This is a genomic window from Psychrosphaera haliotis (assembly GCF_039523615.1).
Lineage (GTDB): Bacteria > Pseudomonadota > Gammaproteobacteria > Enterobacterales > Alteromonadaceae > Psychrosphaera > Psychrosphaera haliotis.
On record NZ_BAAAFQ010000006.1, the window covers coordinates 220,992 to 239,123 of the forward strand.

Genomic DNA, 18,132 nt, shown 5'->3' on the forward strand with positions numbered 1-18,132 from the left:
GAAGTTTAAGACGCTAGGATTTAAGGCCCTAAGGTTTTACATCTTAAGGAGTAACCAACTTTCCATTTTCCGCTTTTGGGTTGGTTTTTATAGACCACACCATTAAGCCAAGTCCAGCCAATGCCATTGGTAATGACAACCACTGTCCCATCGACATACCTAAAGTAAGTAGGCCTAAGTGATCATCTGGCTGCCTAAAATATTCAACGATAAAACGAAACGAGCCATAACCCATTAAGAACAAACCACTTGCAGAGCCAACGGCTCTTGGTTTTTTTGAATACCAATAAACAACAAAGAATAAAACAAATCCCTCTAAAAAGAACTCATACAATTGCGAAGGGTGTCTAGGTAAAGGCCCTGCGTTAGGGAATACAATACCCCATGGAGCATCTGTAGTGCGGCCCCACAGCTCTGCATTTAAAAAATTGCCTAATCTACCAGCACCCAAACCAATTGGAACCAGTGGCGCAACAAAGTCACCAATTTGTAAGAACGATACTTTAGTAATTCGACTAAATATGAACAACACAGCAATTACGCCCAATAAGCCACCATGGAAAGACATACCACCTTGATGGATCATAAATAGATATAATGGATCTTCGATAAATCGTTCAAACTGATAAAAGAATACATAACCTAGACGACCACCTAGTACGGCACCCATAAATCCATAAAACAAAAGGTCAGAAAGTTGCTGCTCTGTAAATGGCGAACGACCACTTTTAACGGCTTTCATACCTAGGAAATAAGCAAAGCCTAATCCTATTAAATACATCAATCCATACCAACGAACGGCTAAAGGGCCAATTGAAAATATAACGGGATCAATCTGTGGGAATATAATTGGATCTACCAAACCTGCAATACCTCTAATAATAATTTAATTGAAACAAGCATCATAAAGACAGCAAAAACCTTCTTTAGTTGCGCTTGTTGTAATTTTTGTCCTGCTTTAACGCCCCATGGCGCTGAAAAATAAGAAAAAGCCATGATCATAAGTGCCGTTGGCCAATGAACATAACCCAAAAAGTCTACGGAGTCTGTCCAACCCCAGCCAGCCCATAAGTAGCCTATGGTGCCAAACACTGCAACTATAACACCGGAAATGGCAGCGGTTGCTATAGCTTGCCTTACGTGCACGCCAATAAAGGTCATATATGGAACAAGAATTGCGCCACCGCCTAAACCAGCCATTGCAGCTAAGGTGCCAGTTAAAATGCCACCAAAGCCTAATTTAGTATTATTAATTTCATGATCTTCATCAGCAACATCATGTTTTCCACGCCACATTAGTATTGCAAGAATAATAAGTAATACAGCAAATATTTTGGTTAACCAAGCAGAGGATAATTGTACCGCAATTTGTGATGCAATCATTGCTGATAAACCGACAGTTACAATAACTGGTCGCGTTATTAGCCAATCTACGTTGCCATTTTTATAATGACTACGTCCTGACGAAAATGCAGTGATACAAATAGTAAATAGCGAAGTAGCAATTGCGATAATAGCCACATTACTTTCATCAACCTGAGGCAACTGAGGTAATAAATAAAGCAGCACAGGTATAATAACAATACCGCCGCCTATACCTAAAAGGCCCGACAAAAAGCCAGCAATAATGCCAAGAATAGGCGTAAAAATAAGTAGGTCTGTCACGTTAAATCCAATTTAATTGCCGGCTCTAAGAATGCCAGCCGCACCGATGTTTAAGATGGTTCTGTTTACTCTAAATTTAACTTGGTCTGGTCTGGTGCAATCGAGTACATCTTCAACCAATTTTTGCAGTACTAGATGGTCTGCCTTTTTCAATACCCATTTAACACGTAATACGTTTTGAGTATTCATACTCAGCTGGTCAAAACCCATACCAGTCAACAACATTGCGCCACCGGGATCACCTGCTAACTCACCACACACACTGCAGGGAATACCTATTTTTTTGGTTTCATCTGCAATCATTTTAATCGCCGTTAAAACCGTAGGGTGATAAGCATCATAAAGACCCGACACTTTATCATTATTTCGATCAACTGCTAATAGATATTGGGTTAAATCATTTGTACCAATGGAGCAAAAATCAATCTTGCCTTTTAATTTGTCCAATTGAAAAATCATGCTTGGTACTTCAATCATCACTCCAATTTTTGGCATTGGCACACGCGCCGCATTATCAGCGTCAAACATTTCTTTTTCGACCTCTCGATGCGCTTGCTTGATTAACCTTGACGCTTCTTCAATTTCACCAATATCTGATACCATTGGTAACATAATGTGTAAATTATTAGTCAGGATATTCGCTTTGATCATGGCTCTAATTTGAACTAAAAATATTTCTGAGTGATCAAGCGTTAGTCTAATACCCCGCCACCCTAAAAAAGGGTTTTCTTCGATAATTGGAAAGTATGGCAATTGTTTATCACCACCAACATCCAGTGTTCTCATGATTACTGGTTTACCATCAAAATCACCTAAAACTTCTTGGTAAAAGGCTTGTTGCTCCTGCTCTGATGGAAAGCGCTGACGCATCATAAATAGATATTCTGTTCGGTATAAACCTATGCCTTCAATGTGTTGTTGTTCGGCAATGTCGCCTTCAAAACCCATACCTGAATTAATGTACATTGAGATTCGACGACCACATGCCGTTTGGGCATACTCATCGGCTTCTTCTTTCAATAAGTCGGCGAAGGCTTTATCTTCAGACTCTAACTTTCTGTATTCGTCTAAAATAGCTTCATTTGGGCAGATAAATACTTTGCCGCTGTAACCATCAACAATGATATCAACGTCGTCAAGTTGCAAAATAGGCACATCTCTAACGCCTATCACCGCAGGAATACCCAGCGCTCTGGCCATAATGGCTGCATGCGAGTTTTCAGCACCTTTAAAAGATACAATGCCAGTGATTTGTTCACGAGGGATCTCAGCCAACATTGACGCTGTCACTTCTTCCGCAATAATGATTGCCGATGTGGGAATTGCCAACGCCCTATTCGCTTTTGCCGTTAAATGTTCAAGTAAACGTCGACTTAAGTCTTTTACATCAACAGCGCGTTCGCGGATGTAAGGGTCATCCATTTTTTCAAACTCGGCGATGTACTTTTCAACGACAATCTTCAATGCTGAAACAGCGCACCAGCCTTGATTAATTTTTTCAACAACTTCATTGCCTAAACTCGCGGCGTCCAGTAACTGTTGGTATACATCAAAAATAGCCAGAGCGTCTTTAGGCAGTTGATCTGACATACGCTGCGTCATTTGAATAATGTCTGCTCGAGTATTTTCTACCGCATTAAAATAACGCGCCTTTTCCGGTTCGCTTTCACTTACTTTTTTTAATGAAACGTCAGAGAATTCAATATTCGTTTGGACTAAATATGAATGGCCTATACCAACACCACGAGCTCCGGATGCGCCTTGTAAAACCAAACCGGCATGTTCATTAGTTTGAACGTCTTGAGAGCGCAATCGTAATGTTACGTTAGCAAAGGTTGAGGCTAATTGAGCACTTAGGGTTACCAGGAAAGCTTCTTCTTCTTGCTCAAAATATCTGGACTCTGACTGTTGAAGCGAAATAACACCGAGTATTTTTCTACGGTGCATAATTGGCACACCTAAAAAACCAGAATAAGTATCTTCTTCTATTGCAGGGAATTGTTTGAAGCGAGCATGTTGAAGCGCATTATGAACTTTAATGGGTTCGCCACGTTCAGCAACCCAACCCGTTAATCCTTCGTCAAACCGCATTATAGTTTGACCAACGGCGTCAATATTTAATCCATCAGTGGCTTTGAGGCGTAATAGTTTTTGATCTGGTTCGGCAAGGTAGATAGAACAACAATCTGTATTCAAACAGTACTTTATATCGCTGACGAGACTTGCAAGAGCCAAGTCTAAATTTGGCTCTGAACAAAGTTGTGGGTGATGCGTCTCAGTTCGTCTAGCATAATATAAAAACGTTATTGTTGTTTTTGAGCTTTATTCCTTGGTTGTTGAGACTTTTGATTTCGTCGTTTAAATCGGTGATTTGCCGACTTACTACCCATATGATCACCACGTGATGACTGCTGTCTTCCCATAGGCATCACAATATGAGCAAACTCTTTCATTACACGTCGATAAACGTCTCTTTTGAACGATACGACATTTCTAATTGGATACCAGTAACTTACCCAGCGCCAATCATCAAATTCTGGATGGTTTGACTTTAATAAATCTACATCGGATTCTTTGCATCGCAAGCGCAGTAAAAACCATTTCTGTTTTTGACCTATACATATCGGCATACTTTCGCGACGGATAAGTCGCTTAGGTAAACGATAACGAAGCCAGTTTTTACTCACCGCCAGAATTTCTACATCATCTGGCTTAAGCCCCACTTCCTCTTCAAGTTCACGGTACATTGTTTGTTCAGGCGTTTCGCCTTCATCCACACCGCCTTGAGGATACTGCCAAGAGTGTTGTCCGTATCTACGAGCCCAAAACACCTGGCCTTTGTGGTTGCAAATCACGATGCCAACGTTAGGTCGAAACCCTTCGGCATCAATCACAGTTTCACCTGTCTTCTAATTCTTATATATGACTTGATTCTTCCACAAACGAAGTATTAGCGCAAACGTAAATTAGCACTAGCATCAATTAAATGGACGATAGATAATATAGATTCAAAATAACGAAGCTAATTGATATGAAATTACCCAATCCACCAAAAACTATTGAAGAATTACAATCACGTATCGACGCTGTAGCCGGTTTGTCTTTGGGTGAAATTGCCGAAGAGTTGCAAGTGGCAGTGCCAGAAAACTTGTTAGTTGATAAAGGTTGGAGCGGACAATTGCTAGAAGCTTATTTAGGCGCAACAGCGGGTAACTTGCCTGAACCTGATTTCCAAGAGCTTGGTATTGAACTAAAAACCTTACCAATCAATGCCGAAGGAAAGCCTCTAGAAACCACGTTTGTTTGTGTCGCGCCATTATTGCTAGCTGCCGGACATCAATGGCAAGACAGCGGCGTATATAAAAAACTACGCCATGTTTTATGGGTGCCTATTATTGCCGAACGCCATATTCCGGTTCCTGACCGTCAAATAGCTATGCCCTTTTTATGGCAAATGGACGCTAAATCGGAGCAAAAGCTTCAACAAGACTGGCTAGAGTTAACTGAATTTATTGTAATGGGTGAGCATGATAAAATTACCGCACACCACGGCGAAGTAATACAGCTCAGACCTAAAGCTGCAGATTCAAGCATAAGAACCGCAGCAATAAGTAATGATGGTTCGCCAACGATGGCTCCACCAAAAGGGTTTTACCTGCGCAGCCAATTTACTCATGAACTATTAAAACAGCAGTTTAACTTAGACTAACCATGATAAAGCTGAGTCAGTCAGGCCTTAAAAACTAAACACTATCAAACTAACCTAGAACAACCTAAACAGGAAACACTATGCCGTCTAATAAAATAAGTAAAAATATATCTGACGTTCAAGAGCCCTGTCTAGAGAACAAAGTTACTCCTAAGATTAGCGATAGTCTTGATTCAGCTAATAATAACGATGTTAATTCCACAATTGAAACTGAAGTATGGCAATGGTTAGATTCTGTGGTGATTGGACTTAATTTGTGCCCCTTTGCAAAAAAGCCAAGGACGCAACAACAAATCGAATTGCATGTTAGTAATAAACCGTCGATGGTGGCTATTAGCGAAGATTTTGAAAAAGCGTTACTCAAACTCAGTAAAACACCAGCTGAACAAACAGATACAACGGTTTTTGTTATCCCACACTTACTAGAAGACTTTTATGTTTATTTAGACTTCTTGGACAGCGCAAATAGCATTAACTCTGACTTAGGGTTTGAAGGTGTGTTTCAGCTTGCTAGTTTCCACCCGGACTATCAATTTGATGGTGCTGAAGCAGACGCTAGAGAAAACTTAACGAACCGAGCTCCTTATCCAATAATTCATATTATTAGAGAAGATAGTATGAGCCGAGTCCTCAAACAGTATCCTGATCCTGAGCTTATTCCAGAGCGCAATATGGAGAAAGTGGAACAATTGACCACGGATGAAGTAAACCAGTTATTTCCTTATTTAAACAAATAACTGGCTTTAACGTCCTGCCGAAATTAAGAAAGCGTTTTTAGTGCAAATTCCAGACACAAAAAAAGGCGCTAAGCGCCTCTTCTAAATAAATTTCTATTGCTAATGGATTCCAGCTAACTATTAACTATTAACTATTAACTAGCCTAGTTAGCTGAAATCACATCCACAAAAAGTAATTACAAGTTTTCGATGAAAAAGTTTCGTAACATTGTCTTCAAATGAAGCGTGGTATTTTTACCTTCGTAAATACCATGGCTGCGGTTTGGATAAGACATAAATTCAAATTGCTTATTGTGTTTAATCAACTCATTAATTAAACGTTCCGCGCCTTGATAATGAACGTTGTCGTCTCCCGTACCATGGATCAGTAGTAACTTACCTTCTAAGCCATCAGCAAAGTTTAATGCTGAACTATTTTTGTACGAATCAGGATCTGTTTTAGGGTTACCCGAATAACGTTCTTGATAAATAGTGTCGTACAAGCTTAGGTCTGGAACCGCTGCAACGGCTACACCAGCTTTATACTTGTCATTGTAACGGAACAACAAGTTTAATGTTTGAGTACCACCACCAGAGTGACCCCAAACGCCAACACGATCAGTATCTATAAATGACCAGCGTTTTGCCATTTCACCTAATGCATCAGCTTGATCTCTAGCAGTAATGTCACCTAGCTTTTTATAGATAGACTTTCTCCAATCACGACCTTTTGGAGCACGCGTACCACGGTTATCTACCGAGGCAATAATGTACCCTTTTTGAGCCATCATCGAATCCCAAAGGTAGCTATTTCCACGCCAGCTGTCTTTTACTGTTTGTCCCCATGGTTCACCGTAAACATAAAAAATGATTGGGTATTTTTTTGATTTATCCATGTTTGGAGGAAACATAATATAACCATCTAACTTTACGCCATCACGCGCTTCCACTTGGAAAAACTCGTGTGTAGGTAAGTTTTCATTGGCTAACTGCGCCGTAAGTTCTTCATTTTTCACTAAGCTTTTTATTGCCTTGTGATCATTAACTGAAATAACCTGGCGCATAGTTGGTTTAGCAAAGCTACTAAATGAATGTCTTGCCCACGAAGTGTCTTCTGACATGTAATAGTTATTTGTACCCGAAAATTCCGCTGGGGTAATTCGAGTCACTGGCGAAGAGCCATCTAGCGTCGCTTTAAATAAGTAACGCTGTGAAACATCATCCGGACTTGCAGTAAAGAAAATCGCATTGTTTTCTTCGCTCAAACCTAACATGTCTACAATATCAAACTCGCCTGGTGTTAAATCAACAATGCTTTTGCCATCTCGAGAGACTTTGTAAAGGTGACGCCAGCCGTCTCGTTCACTGTGCCAAATGAAATTTTTGCCTTCATTAATGAATTGAGCGTCGTAAAACCATTCAAGAAACGCTTCGTCTTTATCAGTGTAAATGTTGGTTAAACTGTCAGATTTCCAGTTAAACACCCACAGTTTATTAGTATTTTGTGGACGATTTACATCTTGGATTAATAGTGAATCACCGTTGCCAGCCCAAGAGATTCTTGGAATGTAGCGATCTCTGTTGTCGCCCTTTAACTCAGCCCAACGTGTTTTTTTATCACTTAAACTTACCACGCCTACTTTAACGGCTGAGTTTTGCTCGCCGGCTTTAGGATATGGAAATTTAGTTAACGTAGGATACAGCTCATCCGTGTTATTGATCATGATAAAGTTTTTTACACCCGACGTATCTAACTGCCAGTATGCAATACTTTTATTATCTGGACTCCAACGGAAACCGTCTCGAATTGAGAACTCTTCTTCGTAAACCCAATCAAAATTACCATTTACAATAATGTCACTGCCGTCGGTTGTTAGCTGAGTGACTTTGTTGCTGCCAACTGGCTGAACAAAAATATTATTGTCTTGAACGTAAGCTACTTTTTCACTGTTTGGAGAAAACTTAGCGAACATTAATTTTGCACTTGCAGGCTCTTCACCGCCTAATTGCATTAACTTGTTGGTTTCTAAATTAAGTAACCAAAAATCACCACGACTACGTGAGCGCCATACTTTTTGACCATTGGTAAAAACCATTAGCCATTTACCATCTTTAGACCAGTCGTAGCTTTCGATGCTCAACGGCTTGTCTTGTCCTTCAGGAATTAGGTTTTCAAAATTAACTAATACCTTACGGCCTGTACTATCAGGGTTATAAAAAACAATGTCATTGCCTGAGATGCCCTTTGTACTATCAGCATCTTTATCATCTAGCGCATCAATATCACTGGCCACTTCACCATCTTTGACTGGCGTGACCTTTTTCTCAATTTGACGACGTTCTAGTACCGTATAACCAGACCCGTCTTTTAACCATTTAAAATAAGTACTACGTTCGCTTTTAAACTCACGGTCCTGATAAATTCGTTCTAGTGATAATTCCTGCGACTTTTGTTCTGCTGTAGGCGAACTGTCAATACTTGCACAACCCGTTACAACCAACGCTGCAGTCATTAGCAAAGTAAGCTTTTTAACTAACATTGCTAGGCTCTCCCCTTTATATGTTTTAGATTAATTATGAATAATTAAAACTTATTATTACTCTAATACCAACACTACCACTGATTTTATTGGTTGTGGGCATTTGCCCGATCAAATAACAAAAAAGCCAGTCTTAGACTGGCTTTTTTAAATATAACCCGCTGGGAATATATTCAGCTGGTTAAAGTAGCGTTTATGCCTACCCTAACGTAATTTTACCAAACTTACGTTTACCTACTTGGAATATTTGAGTAGAGCCAAGTTCAACCATCATTTTACTGTCAGTTACTTTCTCTTTTCCATCAAGCTTTACCGCACCTTGTTTTATCATGCGCATTGCTTCAGAAGTACTGCCCACTAAACCAGCTTCTTTAAGTACATTAGCAATTCCCATTGCTTCTGTCGCCGCAACTGCTATTTCCGGAATGTCATCAGGTAATGCATTTTTTTGGAATCGTTTAATAAAGTCAGCGTGCGCTGCTTCAGCATCATCTTCAGAATGGAAACGAGCAATAAGCTCTTTCGCTAATTCAATTTTAGTATCACGAGGGTTTGCACCGCCTTCAACTTTAGCTTTTAGTTCTGCAACTTCAGCTAATGGTCGGAAGCTTAATAAGTCGTAATAACGCCACATTAATTCATCACTAATAGACATTACTTTACCAAACATGTCATTTGGTGCATCTGTAATGCCAATGTAGTTATTAAGCGACTTTGACATCTTTTGAACGCCATCCAAACCTTCTAATAATGGCATCATCAAAACAGCTTGAGGTGTTTGACCTTCATCTTTTTGAAGCTCACGACCCATTAATAGGTTAAATCTTTGGTCTGTTCCACCAAGCTCAACATCAGCTTCCAATGCAACCGAGTCCCAACCTTGCACTAATGGGTATAAAAACTCATGTATTGCGATTGATTGGCCACCAGCATAACGCTTTTTGAAATCATCACGCTCTAACATACGCGCAACAGTTTGACGTGCCGCGAGTTTGATCATGTCCGCTGCGCCAAATTTATCAAACCACGTTGAATTAAATGCAATGGTTGTTTTCGCTGGATCTAAGATTTTGAAAACCTGTTCTTTGTAAGTTTCTGCATTTTGTAAAACGTCTTCTTTGGTTAACGGCTTACGAGTTGCACTTTTACCCGTAGGATCACCAATCAAACCAGTGAAATCACCGATTAAAAAAATGACTTCATGACCCAAGTCTTGGAACGTTTTTAGTTTATTAATTAAAACTGTGTGACCTAAGTGAAGATCAGGTGCTGTTGGATCAAAGCCGGCTTTAATTTTTAACGTTTTACCTGTCTTAAGTTTGTCGATTAGATCTTGTTCTGGCAGAATTTCATCTGCTCCGCGTTTTATCTCAGCAAACGCTTGATTGATATCTGTCATGAGTCATGCTTTTTAATTAGAAAAATAATGGCCTGCAGTGTACTGCAAGCCGAGTAAGTTTTGAATCCCGATGGTCAAAATTGTTGGAGAATTGTTAGCTTATTTTATTAATAACCGCTATCACTATATCGTGATTACCGATTTCAATTTAATGTATTCATCAATACAGCTTAACGCGCTAAATAGCTGACAAGTTATTGGCTTCTTCCAGTGCAAACTGATCAGTCATGCCGCTAACAAAATCTTGAATTAAACGGCAGCGATAGTAAAACTCAAAAACAGCAAAATCGTGACTGCTTCTTCGTTCCTTTAACGCTTCTTGGTAGGCTTTTAAATGCTTTTTAGGTAAACGTTTGTATAACCTAGCTTCTATTAAACCACCACGTTCACTGCCATCCACCATGGCCAAAAACTTTTCGTGTGGGTATTTAAGTAAAGGCGAATATGCATTTAACAGACCAGTGATAATTCGATAACCTTGAAGCTCTTTGGTTTCCACTTCATTAGTACTAAAAATATATCGTATAGCAACGGACTTAAAGGTTTCAATCATATGATGGAACACACTACTGTCTTCTAAGAGCGCTCTATTTAGACTGCCATCAAAACACGCATCAACATTATCAATAAATGTTTGTGCGGCATGTTCTACCAACGGGTGAATCAACTGAACTCTAAGCCATACAAAAAATTCATGCGCTTTATTAATTGGCTCTTTTTCACTTCGACTTAACGCATAGTCAACGGCATCGGCAAAGGTTTTATTTTTAGCCAATGGAGTTGATGCTTGTTCACCAGCAATATGTTCAAAGGTTTCTTTTAATTTACTGGCTAGCTTTTGACAATCCAAAATGCCTTTTTCAACGCCATCTTCAATATCCGCTAAGCAATAACTTATATCATCGGCGGCTTCCATCAAATAGGCTAATGGAAACCTGTGTCCTAGTTTTATTTCTAGGTGCTCACGCATCGCATTAATGTCTTCTAACTCAGAATAGTAATAGCCAACTTTTTTCTTCAAATACGATAGTGGTTTGTCTTTATCTGGTTTTCTTTCTAGACCGCTGCGCGTGTACTTAAGAATACTGGCTGCTTGCGAGTAGGTTAAATTTAACTTCAATAAATTGAAAATAATCCTGAATGCCTGTGCATTACCCTCAAAACTTTTTAATTCTAACTTTAGCTGCAAACCCAACATCTTGTCGTTGGCTTGACTAAAAACAACGTGATTATCTAACTCAGACTCAAACCAATGATTAATTGCAGACTCACCAAAGTGACCAAATGGCGGGTTGCCTATATCGTGCATTAAGCAAGCCATTTCAACTAAGGTTTCTACTTCTCGTTCAAAATCTTTTAGGCCTATCGCTACAGACTGCTCGTTTGTTAATTTCTTAAAAATGGTTCTAACAATGTGTCTGCCCGTTTGCTGAACTTCTAAAGAGTGCGTTAATCGGCTTCGAACTGCTGAATTCTTTTCTAGAGGGAAAACCTGCGTTTTTTGCTGTAGCCTTCTTATTGCCGCCGATTGGATAATTCGGCCACGATCACTTTCAAATTGCTCTGATAAATACTGATGGTCATAATCAGTACTCGCGTTTCTCGAGTAAGAGCGGATTGCACTTATCTTTTTTGCAAAGTCTGTCATAGTTAGTATTGAATGTTCCAGCCAACCAATAATTTAGTGCGGTTGTCAAAAGTAAGATCAGCTTCTTTAAACCTATCGTTGGCACAGATAGGCGCACGTTTGTATTTGTAGTAGGTCAGTGAAGACTCTCTTGTAACACTACTTTTATGTTCTTCTGGTAAAATACTCCAAGCATAATAAACCTGCTTTTTGGTCATGCCTCTTATTATTTTACATTCTAATATGGCTTCTTTGATGTCTTTAGGTATGGCTGGATAGCCCGCTATATACTTTTCAGCACGAGATCTTTGTTCATCTAGTTTGACTTGCAGCTTTTCTTTTTGACGAGAAAAGTATGACGACATAGACTCTGAACGATTTATATCGTAAGCCTCTTGCGAAGCAGGATCTTTACAAGGATATGCCGAGAACTTAGCAACTCCATTTTCAATACATTTGAATATCTCAGCTTGGCTGAACGGACTTACTACTAATAAGCCAAGTGTTAGCAACAACATAAGCGTTTTCATGAAACTTCCATATCAATTTCTAATTAGATGTATCTGGCCTTTGTTTACTATGCCGTGGCATAATCTCGCCATTTAAATTACTGTTCCTAACTTATCAGTAATTAATCCAAAATTAAACCCAACTAAGCAGAGTCTTTAATGCGTTATCAGTTAGCTGAGACAATAAAAAACACATTAGAAATAAAAAAGAGTCAGTTTATAACGTGGCTTATTCCTATTGCCGACCGTGCAGAAGGAATGGAATGGTTAGCAAAGTCAAAAACGGAATACCCCGACGCAAGGCATCATTGCTGGGCCTATGTTTTAGGCGATTCGCCAAATTCACAATCTGCCGCCATGTCTGATGATGGTGAGCCGAGTGGAACGGCCGGTAAGCCAATGCTGAATGTTCTGCAACATAAGCCAGCCAATAATGTGATGGTTATTGTTATTCGTTACTTTGGAGGAATAAAACTTGGTGCAGGTGGGTTAGTAAGAGCTTACTCTCAAGCTGTTGAACAAAGCTTTCAACTAGCTACACTGCTCCCTATTGTACCAAAAGCTACTCTTGACATAGTTTTACCATTTGCCAACGAGCAGTGGTTGAGGCATCAGTGCGATCAGTTATCTGGAAACATCCTAAAAGTTAATTATCAGTCAGAAGTAAATGTAACAATGGAAATACCAAAGGCAGAACTATCAACGTTAACTGACTTACTCGTTGCACATCAATTTCAATATCGAACCCTAGAGAAATAGAAACAAATGAACTTAGAATCCATTCAAAACAAATTAGTCAAAATTCGTCATAACAAGCTTTTTGAATTATTTGTTATATCCGTCATTATTGCGTCTGCACTATTAGTTGGTGTGAAAACTTATGACGTTTCTTCAACCATGCACAAAGTCACAGTTTACTTAGACTGGTTTATTACCGCCTTTTTTATCGTTGAAATCGCCATAAGGTTCAGTACTGAAGACAATAAAAAGCGGTTCTTTCATGACTTTTGGAATCTATTCGATACGATTATCGTGGCAATTAGTTTAATACCAATTGAAAATACTGACATGGCCCTTATCGCTAGACTGGTTAGGGTGTTCAGGGTACTAAGAATGATTTCCTTCATTCCAGAGCTCCGTATTTTGTTAACGTCTTTAATAAAGGCAATGCCTCAGCTTGGTTATGTCATGCTGCTAATGTTTATTATTTTCTACATTTATGCAGCAATAGGAAGTACGTTATTCGAAGATATAAATCCTGATCTTTGGGGCGATATTACCATTTCCCTACTTACCTTATTCAGGGTAATGACCTTTGAGGATTGGACTGATGTAATGTACGAAACAATGGCCGTTTATCCAATGAGCTGGATATTCTATTTAACCTTTATATTCTTTACGGCTTTTGCTTTTCTAAACATGGTTATTGGTATTGTGGTTAATGTAATGGAAGAAGAGCATAGAAAGGCTAGGTTCGAAAAAGAACAAGCCCTTAATGAAGAGCATGCCGCAGAACAAGACGATAAAATGGATGACATTCTTAAAGAGTTGAAATACTTGCGCGCTAAATTAGATGAAAAGTAGCCTTAAGGCTCACTCTTCAGTATCTGAGCTTGCTGACGTTAATTTGTCGCAAGCTCCAGTATCAATGATCACATCACTTATAAACTTAGCGTCGTCGTCGTAATAAGAATATACAAGAATTATTTTATTCTCTTTAAAAAAGAGCATATCAGACGAGTTACAAATGTAGTTCCCCGTATTCTCTGACATTTCTTCATTAAAAACATCAACATCCATATTATCTACGTAATAATTTAGCAAAGTGCTTTTGTAATAGAAGCGATTACCTTTTACATATGAATTATCTAACCGAGTTTCGGTATCTATCATTTTAGGTAATGTTTTATTGAGTTGATTTGAGGCAAGGCTCAGCATTTGCTCTACTGTTACTTGATCTTCAGCATTTTGATTAGTGGTTAGGTTTGTCGATTTTGTATTGTGGGTTTGGCACCCAGATATTAATAAGACCGAAAGTAGCAACAGTACTGCTATTGGTACTGACAAAAGTTTAATGTTCATAACGCTTCCTTGTTACAAATAGAACGTAAACGTTTAAATAAACACCAAGTCTAATAACACATTTGATATTTAGCAAGCCAAGTACCAATAAACGGAACCGTTAATAGGTTGAGCAGATGTACTTAATATTTAAATAATCATCGAGTCCGTACAAAGAGCCCTCTCTACCAAAGCCTGATTGTTTTACACCGCCAAATGGCGCGGCAGCGTTAGATATTAACCCTTCATTAACACCTACAATACCGTACTTTAAGGCTCGGCTAACACGCTCTACTCTACTAATGTTTTGGCTGTAAAAGTAGGACGCTAATCCAAATGGCGTATCATTGGCTAGTTGTACAGCTTGTTTTTCGGTTTCAAACTTTTGAATAGCAGCGACTGGACCAAATATCTCGTTCTGAGCAATTTCCATTTCGTTGTTAACATTGGTTAATACAATAGGCGACTGCATTGTATCGCTTAATATTTGTCCGTAACTTTGGGTTGCTCCTTGCTCAATGGCGCTGGCCACTAACTCTCGAACGGAGTCCGCAGCTTGCTTATGTATCAAGGGTCCAATATCTACATCATCTAAACCATTACCAACATCGAGTAATTTTGTTTGTTCTATAAACTTTTCAACAAATTCATCATGAACAGCTGAATGGACTAATATCCGATTGACGCAAACACAGGTTTGACCCGCGTTTCTAAATTTAGCTTTAATAGCACCTTCAACGGCGGCATCGATATCCGCGTCATCAAAAACGATAAAGGGCGCATTACCTCCAAGCTCAAATGACACTTTTTTAACGGTTGATGCGCACTGTTTCATCAACTGCTTACCGACATTAGTTGAGCCGGTAAAACTGAATTTATCTATATCATCATGAGTGGTTAATACTTCGCCTATTTCCTTGGCATTGCTTCCAACAACTATATTAATAACACCTTTTGGAACACCTGCTCTTTCGGCTAATTCCGCTAGAACTAATGCTGATAACGGCGTTAACTCTGTTGGTCTGGCAACAATTGTATTACCTGCTGCAATCGCTGGTGCTATTTTCCTTGCTAACATTGAGATTGGGAAATTCCACGGCGTAATAGCCGCGACCACACCTACAGGTTGCTTTATGACTGTTATGGTTTGATTTGGAGCTAAAGCTGGGATCGTATCGCCATAAATTCGTTTACCTTCTTCGGCAAACCATTTCACGTAACTGGCTCCATATTCAACTTCGCCTCGAGACTCTTTAAGCGGCTTCCCTTGCTCTAAGGTCATTATAATAGCGAGGTCGTCTTTGTGTTTTTGCATCAAGTCGAACCATGCCATCATTAAGTCATAACGCTCATAAGCCGTTTTACTCTGCCATTCCACTTGTGCTTTTTTAGCAGCATCAATTGCAGAATTGACCAAGCTCATATCGTTATTTTTCGATACTTCACTGACTGACACCAACAAAGATTGGTCGTAAGGGTTAATAACATCAAACGTAACATCGGACTGATGCCATTCACCATTTATATAAGAGCCTGTTTTAACTAAAGTTGGGTCCTTTAGTAACTCTTTTATGTTAGACATGGTTTTTGTCGTCATGTTATTACCCCTCAATCTTTTTGTTCTTTAATGCAATACCTGATTAAAGCCAGCTATGATCAATTACGCGTTTAAGCGTTCAACCATTGCAACTGCTACCGCATGAGCAGACGCTGGGTTTTGACCTGTAATTACTCGGTCTTGTTTAGAAACAAATTCACTCCACGGCGCAGTTTTAACATAACGGCCAGCAGTGCGAGTAAGGCTTTCTTCTAATACGTATGGTATTTTGTCAATAGTACCAAACTCAACTTCTTCTTCACGAGTAAAACCTGTTACTTCAATATCTTCAATTAGTAACTTACCGTTTGATAATTTAATTGGTAATAAGCCAGCAGGACCATGACATACAGCACCAACAACTGCACCAGCTTCGTATAGGCTTGCTGTCTGTTTAGCAACATCTTCATTGCTAGCCAGGTCTGTTAATAAACCAAAACCACCTGGGTAAAATACCGCGTTGTATTGCCCTAATTCTAATGATGAAGCAAGAAGTGTATTTTCAATTTTTGTGCTAAAGGTTTCATCTTTTAAGATTGCGGCATTAACGTCATCACCTTCTGCATCTGTACCGTATAAAGGAGCTGAACCGCCTTTAATTGATGCTATGTCATATTCCAATCCAGCTTTATTAAATACATCAATTGCGTGTGTAATTTCTGGCGCGTATGTGCCATTAGCCTCATCAGTCTCGCCTAGTGTTGCGTGATTTGTAACTAATACTAAAATCTTGTTTGAAGTTGAAGACATCTTCTTTCCTTATCGATTATTTATAAGTGTGTATCAATATAGTAGACCGTTTCCTCAATTATGATAATAACCTTTATCTAGAAAACATTATTGCTATAATGCAACAATTACATTTATCAAAGGTTTTAACTATGAGCACTTCTCTTTCATTTGACGGTATTTCTGAATTTGTTGCCGTTGCTGAAACTCACGGTTTCACAAGTGCAGCTAAACGACTCAATGTTTCTACGTCTCATATTAGTAGACAGATCGCTAAAGTTGAAAAGCATTTAGGCGTTGCGCTTTTTGCTCGAACAACAAGACAAGTCAAACTAACCGACGCGGGTTTTAATTATTACCAGCACTGCCAAGGTTTACTTGATGGCCTAGCGCAAGCCAATGAAGAGGTAAGTTATCAGCAAGTTGAGCTTACAGGCACGTTAAGAGTCTCCGCCGCGGGAGAGTTTGCTGAGCTTTACATAGTGCCCGTTTTGTTAGACTTCGCTAAGTTACATCCAAACCTAAATATTGATATCGATTTCAACTCAAAATATGTCGACTTTGTTCAAGAGGGCATCGACTTTTCAATACGTTATGGTCAGCTTAAAGACTCATCTTTGATTGCCAGAAAGTTAGTTGATAGACAACTCGTAGCGGCAGCCAGTGCTGAATATCTGGAAAAATTTGGCACACCACAAACGCCTCAAGAGTTAATAAGTCATGACTGTATTGTAGCGATATCGGATCATTGGCGTTTTGAGCATGAGAAAAAAGAAATTACGGTAAAAGTAAAACCTAAGTGGCGCTCTAATAGCGGCCGTAGTCTAGTTCAAGCTGTTGAGTCAGGTATGGGGATTTCTTATATGCCTCAATCTAGCTATGGAAGCAGTTTGATTGATAAGAGCGTAGTGCCAATACTAGAGCCCTATTGGAAAAAGCAGATACCTACTTGGATTGTTTATGCAAACAAGCAGTACCTACCCGCTAGGGCTCGATTGGCAATAGATTATTTAGTAGAGCATTTCAAAAACTGGCAAGATGCCTAGCTATTGAGCTATTACCACATTAAATCATCTGGAATAACATAGTCAGCGTACGGATCGTCCTCGTCCGGCTCTTCTATTTCATTTTGTGATACTAACGCTGAGTCATCTCTTAGTGCAATTTTATCGGAAACCACAGAAGGGATAACGGCATAATCATCATTGTAATTAACAATGGATAAAAGGCCATTAGCCAATTGTTTCTGAACGGCTGAATTGACCTTCAACGTTTTAACTTTATTGTCATCCATAAAGTTATAAGTAACGTCACCTCTTAGCTCAAGCATATTCATTTCAATTAGCTGCTTAATTTGCGCTTTTAACGCTTTTTGCTCAGCTTGTTGCTTGATTTGATTATTTAGCTCTTTATCTTTACTTAATTGCGCCGCACGCTTTTCTTCTGCCGCAGCTTTTACTTCACGCTTCATATCACGTGTTTTTTTACTGGCTTTTTTAGCCTTTTTTGCTTTTTTTTCGTTTGTTAAGCCAGCCTTTAAAAGCTGCTCTTGTAATGACATTTGTGCCATGGGTAACCTT

At 39.2% G+C, this 18,132-nt stretch carries 17 protein-coding genes; 5 read left to right on the forward strand and 12 right to left on the reverse strand.

Annotated elements, in window-relative coordinates:
* Positions 1-43 precede the first annotated feature (43 nt).
* The 4 genes from lgt to rppH form a co-directional block, all read right to left on the reverse strand.
* Entirely contained in the window at positions 44-862 is an 819-nt protein-coding gene (gene lgt, locus ABD009_RS09300; RefSeq protein WP_343824756.1) for a prolipoprotein diacylglyceryl transferase, read from the reverse strand.
* Positions 856-1,665: a sulfite exporter TauE/SafE family protein gene (locus tag ABD009_RS09305; protein ID WP_155694510.1), complete on the reverse strand. Its 810-nt coding sequence runs from the start codon at positions 1,663-1,665 to the stop codon at positions 856-858. The genes lgt and ABD009_RS09305 overlap by 7 nt, the downstream gene beginning before the upstream one ends.
* A 12-nt stretch (positions 1,666-1,677) precedes the next feature.
* Complete coding sequence (gene ptsP, locus ABD009_RS09310) at positions 1,678-3,861, reverse strand: phosphoenolpyruvate--protein phosphotransferase (protein ID WP_343824760.1); 2,184 nt, start codon at positions 3,859-3,861, stop codon at positions 1,678-1,680.
* Between the two features lie 107 nt (positions 3,862-3,968).
* The gene (rppH, locus tag ABD009_RS09315) at positions 3,969-4,559 is read right to left on the reverse strand and encodes an RNA pyrophosphohydrolase (RefSeq protein WP_343824762.1); all 591 of its coding nucleotides are present in this window, start codon (positions 4,557-4,559) and stop codon (positions 3,969-3,971) included.
* A gap of 137 nt (positions 4,560-4,696) precedes the next feature.
* On the opposite strand from rppH, the gene mutH reads away from it, so the two are divergent.
* Together mutH and ABD009_RS09325 are read left to right on the forward strand one after the other, a co-directional pair.
* Positions 4,697-5,374: a DNA mismatch repair endonuclease MutH gene (mutH, locus tag ABD009_RS09320; RefSeq protein ID WP_343824765.1), complete on the forward strand. Its 678-nt coding sequence runs from the start codon at positions 4,697-4,699 to the stop codon at positions 5,372-5,374.
* An 80-nt stretch (positions 5,375-5,454) separates the two neighbouring features.
* On the forward strand, positions 5,455-6,111 hold the full coding sequence (locus ABD009_RS09325; protein ID WP_343824768.1) for a DUF1415 domain-containing protein: 657 nt from the start codon (positions 5,455-5,457) through the stop codon (positions 6,109-6,111).
* 176 nt (positions 6,112-6,287) lie between these two features.
* Here ABD009_RS09325 and ABD009_RS09330 read toward each other — a convergent pair whose 3' ends face one another.
* The 4 genes from ABD009_RS09330 to ABD009_RS09345 form a co-directional block, all read right to left on the reverse strand.
* Positions 6,288-8,630, reverse strand: a complete 2,343-nt coding sequence (locus tag ABD009_RS09330; protein ID WP_343824771.1) for a S9 family peptidase — start codon at positions 8,628-8,630, stop codon at positions 6,288-6,290.
* A gap of 199 nt (positions 8,631-8,829) precedes the next feature.
* The gene (tyrS, locus tag ABD009_RS09335; RefSeq protein ID WP_343824774.1) at positions 8,830-10,029 is read right to left on the reverse strand and encodes a tyrosine--tRNA ligase; all 1,200 of its coding nucleotides are present in this window, start codon (positions 10,027-10,029) and stop codon (positions 8,830-8,832) included.
* 178 nt (positions 10,030-10,207) lie between these two features.
* Complete coding sequence (gene dgt, locus ABD009_RS09340) at positions 10,208-11,677, reverse strand: dGTPase (protein WP_343824777.1); 1,470 nt, start codon at positions 11,675-11,677, stop codon at positions 10,208-10,210.
* 2 nt (positions 11,678-11,679) lie between these two features.
* Positions 11,680-12,186: a hypothetical protein gene (locus ABD009_RS09345; RefSeq protein ID WP_343824780.1), complete on the reverse strand. Its 507-nt coding sequence runs from the start codon at positions 12,184-12,186 to the stop codon at positions 11,680-11,682.
* Between the two features lie 138 nt (positions 12,187-12,324).
* Here ABD009_RS09345 and ABD009_RS09350 point away from each other — a divergent pair, with 138 nt between their 5' ends.
* Both ABD009_RS09350 and ABD009_RS09355 read left to right on the forward strand, forming a co-directional pair.
* Positions 12,325-12,924, forward strand: coding sequence for a YigZ family protein (locus ABD009_RS09350; protein ID WP_343824783.1), 600 nt, complete (start codon positions 12,325-12,327; stop codon positions 12,922-12,924).
* 6 nt (positions 12,925-12,930) lie between these two features.
* Positions 12,931-13,749 carry an ion transporter gene (locus ABD009_RS09355; protein ID WP_155694517.1) on the forward strand — a complete coding sequence of 273 codons (819 nt, stop codon included), beginning with the start codon at positions 12,931-12,933 and terminating at the stop codon, positions 13,747-13,749.
* Between the two features lie 9 nt (positions 13,750-13,758).
* Here ABD009_RS09355 and ABD009_RS09360 read toward each other — a convergent pair whose 3' ends face one another.
* The 3 genes from ABD009_RS09360 to ABD009_RS09370 all read right to left on the reverse strand — a co-directional run bounded on the left by ABD009_RS09360 (position 13,759) and on the right by ABD009_RS09370 (position 16,573).
* The gene (locus ABD009_RS09360) at positions 13,759-14,247 is read right to left on the reverse strand and encodes a hypothetical protein (RefSeq protein ID WP_343824789.1); all 489 of its coding nucleotides are present in this window, start codon (positions 14,245-14,247) and stop codon (positions 13,759-13,761) included.
* Between the two features lie 100 nt (positions 14,248-14,347).
* The gene (locus tag ABD009_RS09365) at positions 14,348-15,823 is read right to left on the reverse strand and encodes an NAD-dependent succinate-semialdehyde dehydrogenase (protein ID WP_343824792.1); all 1,476 of its coding nucleotides are present in this window, start codon (positions 15,821-15,823) and stop codon (positions 14,348-14,350) included.
* 63 nt (positions 15,824-15,886) lie between these two features.
* Complete coding sequence (locus tag ABD009_RS09370) at positions 15,887-16,573, reverse strand: type 1 glutamine amidotransferase domain-containing protein (protein ID WP_343824794.1); 687 nt, start codon at positions 16,571-16,573, stop codon at positions 15,887-15,889.
* Between the two features lie 131 nt (positions 16,574-16,704).
* On the opposite strand from ABD009_RS09370, the gene ABD009_RS09375 reads away from it, so the two are divergent.
* The gene (locus ABD009_RS09375) at positions 16,705-17,598 is read left to right on the forward strand and encodes a LysR family transcriptional regulator (protein WP_343824796.1); all 894 of its coding nucleotides are present in this window, start codon (positions 16,705-16,707) and stop codon (positions 17,596-17,598) included.
* An 11-nt stretch (positions 17,599-17,609) separates the two neighbouring features.
* Here ABD009_RS09375 and ABD009_RS09380 read toward each other — a convergent pair whose 3' ends face one another.
* Complete coding sequence (locus tag ABD009_RS09380) at positions 17,610-18,122, reverse strand: DUF2058 domain-containing protein (protein ID WP_343824798.1); 513 nt, start codon at positions 18,120-18,122, stop codon at positions 17,610-17,612.
* Positions 18,123-18,132 lie beyond the last annotated feature (10 nt).

Bases quoted from the DNA above. Each gene is read 5' to 3' on its own strand.
- mutH (WP_343824765.1), top strand. From the start codon at position 4,697: ATGAAATTACCCAATCCACCAAAAACTATTGAAGAATTACAATCACGT.
- ABD009_RS09325 (WP_343824768.1), top strand. From the start codon at position 5,455: ATGCCGTCTAATAAAATAAGTAAAAATATATCTGACGTTCAAGAGCCC.
- ABD009_RS09330 (WP_343824771.1), bottom strand. From the start codon at position 8,630: ATGTTAGTTAAAAAGCTTACTTTGCTAATGACTGCAGCGTTGGTTGTA.
- tyrS (WP_343824774.1), bottom strand. From the start codon at position 10,029: ATGACAGATATCAATCAAGCGTTTGCTGAGATAAAACGCGGAGCAGAT.
- dgt (WP_343824777.1), bottom strand. From the start codon at position 11,677: ATGACAGACTTTGCAAAAAAGATAAGTGCAATCCGCTCTTACTCGAGA.
- ABD009_RS09345 (WP_343824780.1), bottom strand. From the start codon at position 12,186: ATGAAAACGCTTATGTTGTTGCTAACACTTGGCTTATTAGTAGTAAGT.
- ABD009_RS09350 (WP_343824783.1), top strand. From the start codon at position 12,325: ATGCGTTATCAGTTAGCTGAGACAATAAAAAACACATTAGAAATAAAA.
- ABD009_RS09355 (WP_155694517.1), top strand. From the start codon at position 12,931: ATGAACTTAGAATCCATTCAAAACAAATTAGTCAAAATTCGTCATAAC.
- ABD009_RS09360 (WP_343824789.1), bottom strand. From the start codon at position 14,247: ATGAACATTAAACTTTTGTCAGTACCAATAGCAGTACTGTTGCTACTT.
- ABD009_RS09365 (WP_343824792.1), bottom strand. From the start codon at position 15,823: ATGACGACAAAAACCATGTCTAACATAAAAGAGTTACTAAAGGACCCA.
- ABD009_RS09370 (WP_343824794.1), bottom strand. From the start codon at position 16,573: ATGTCTTCAACTTCAAACAAGATTTTAGTATTAGTTACAAATCACGCA.
- ABD009_RS09375 (WP_343824796.1), top strand. From the start codon at position 16,705: ATGAGCACTTCTCTTTCATTTGACGGTATTTCTGAATTTGTTGCCGTT.
- ABD009_RS09380 (WP_343824798.1), bottom strand. From the start codon at position 18,122: ATGGCACAAATGTCATTACAAGAGCAGCTTTTAAAGGCTGGCTTAACA.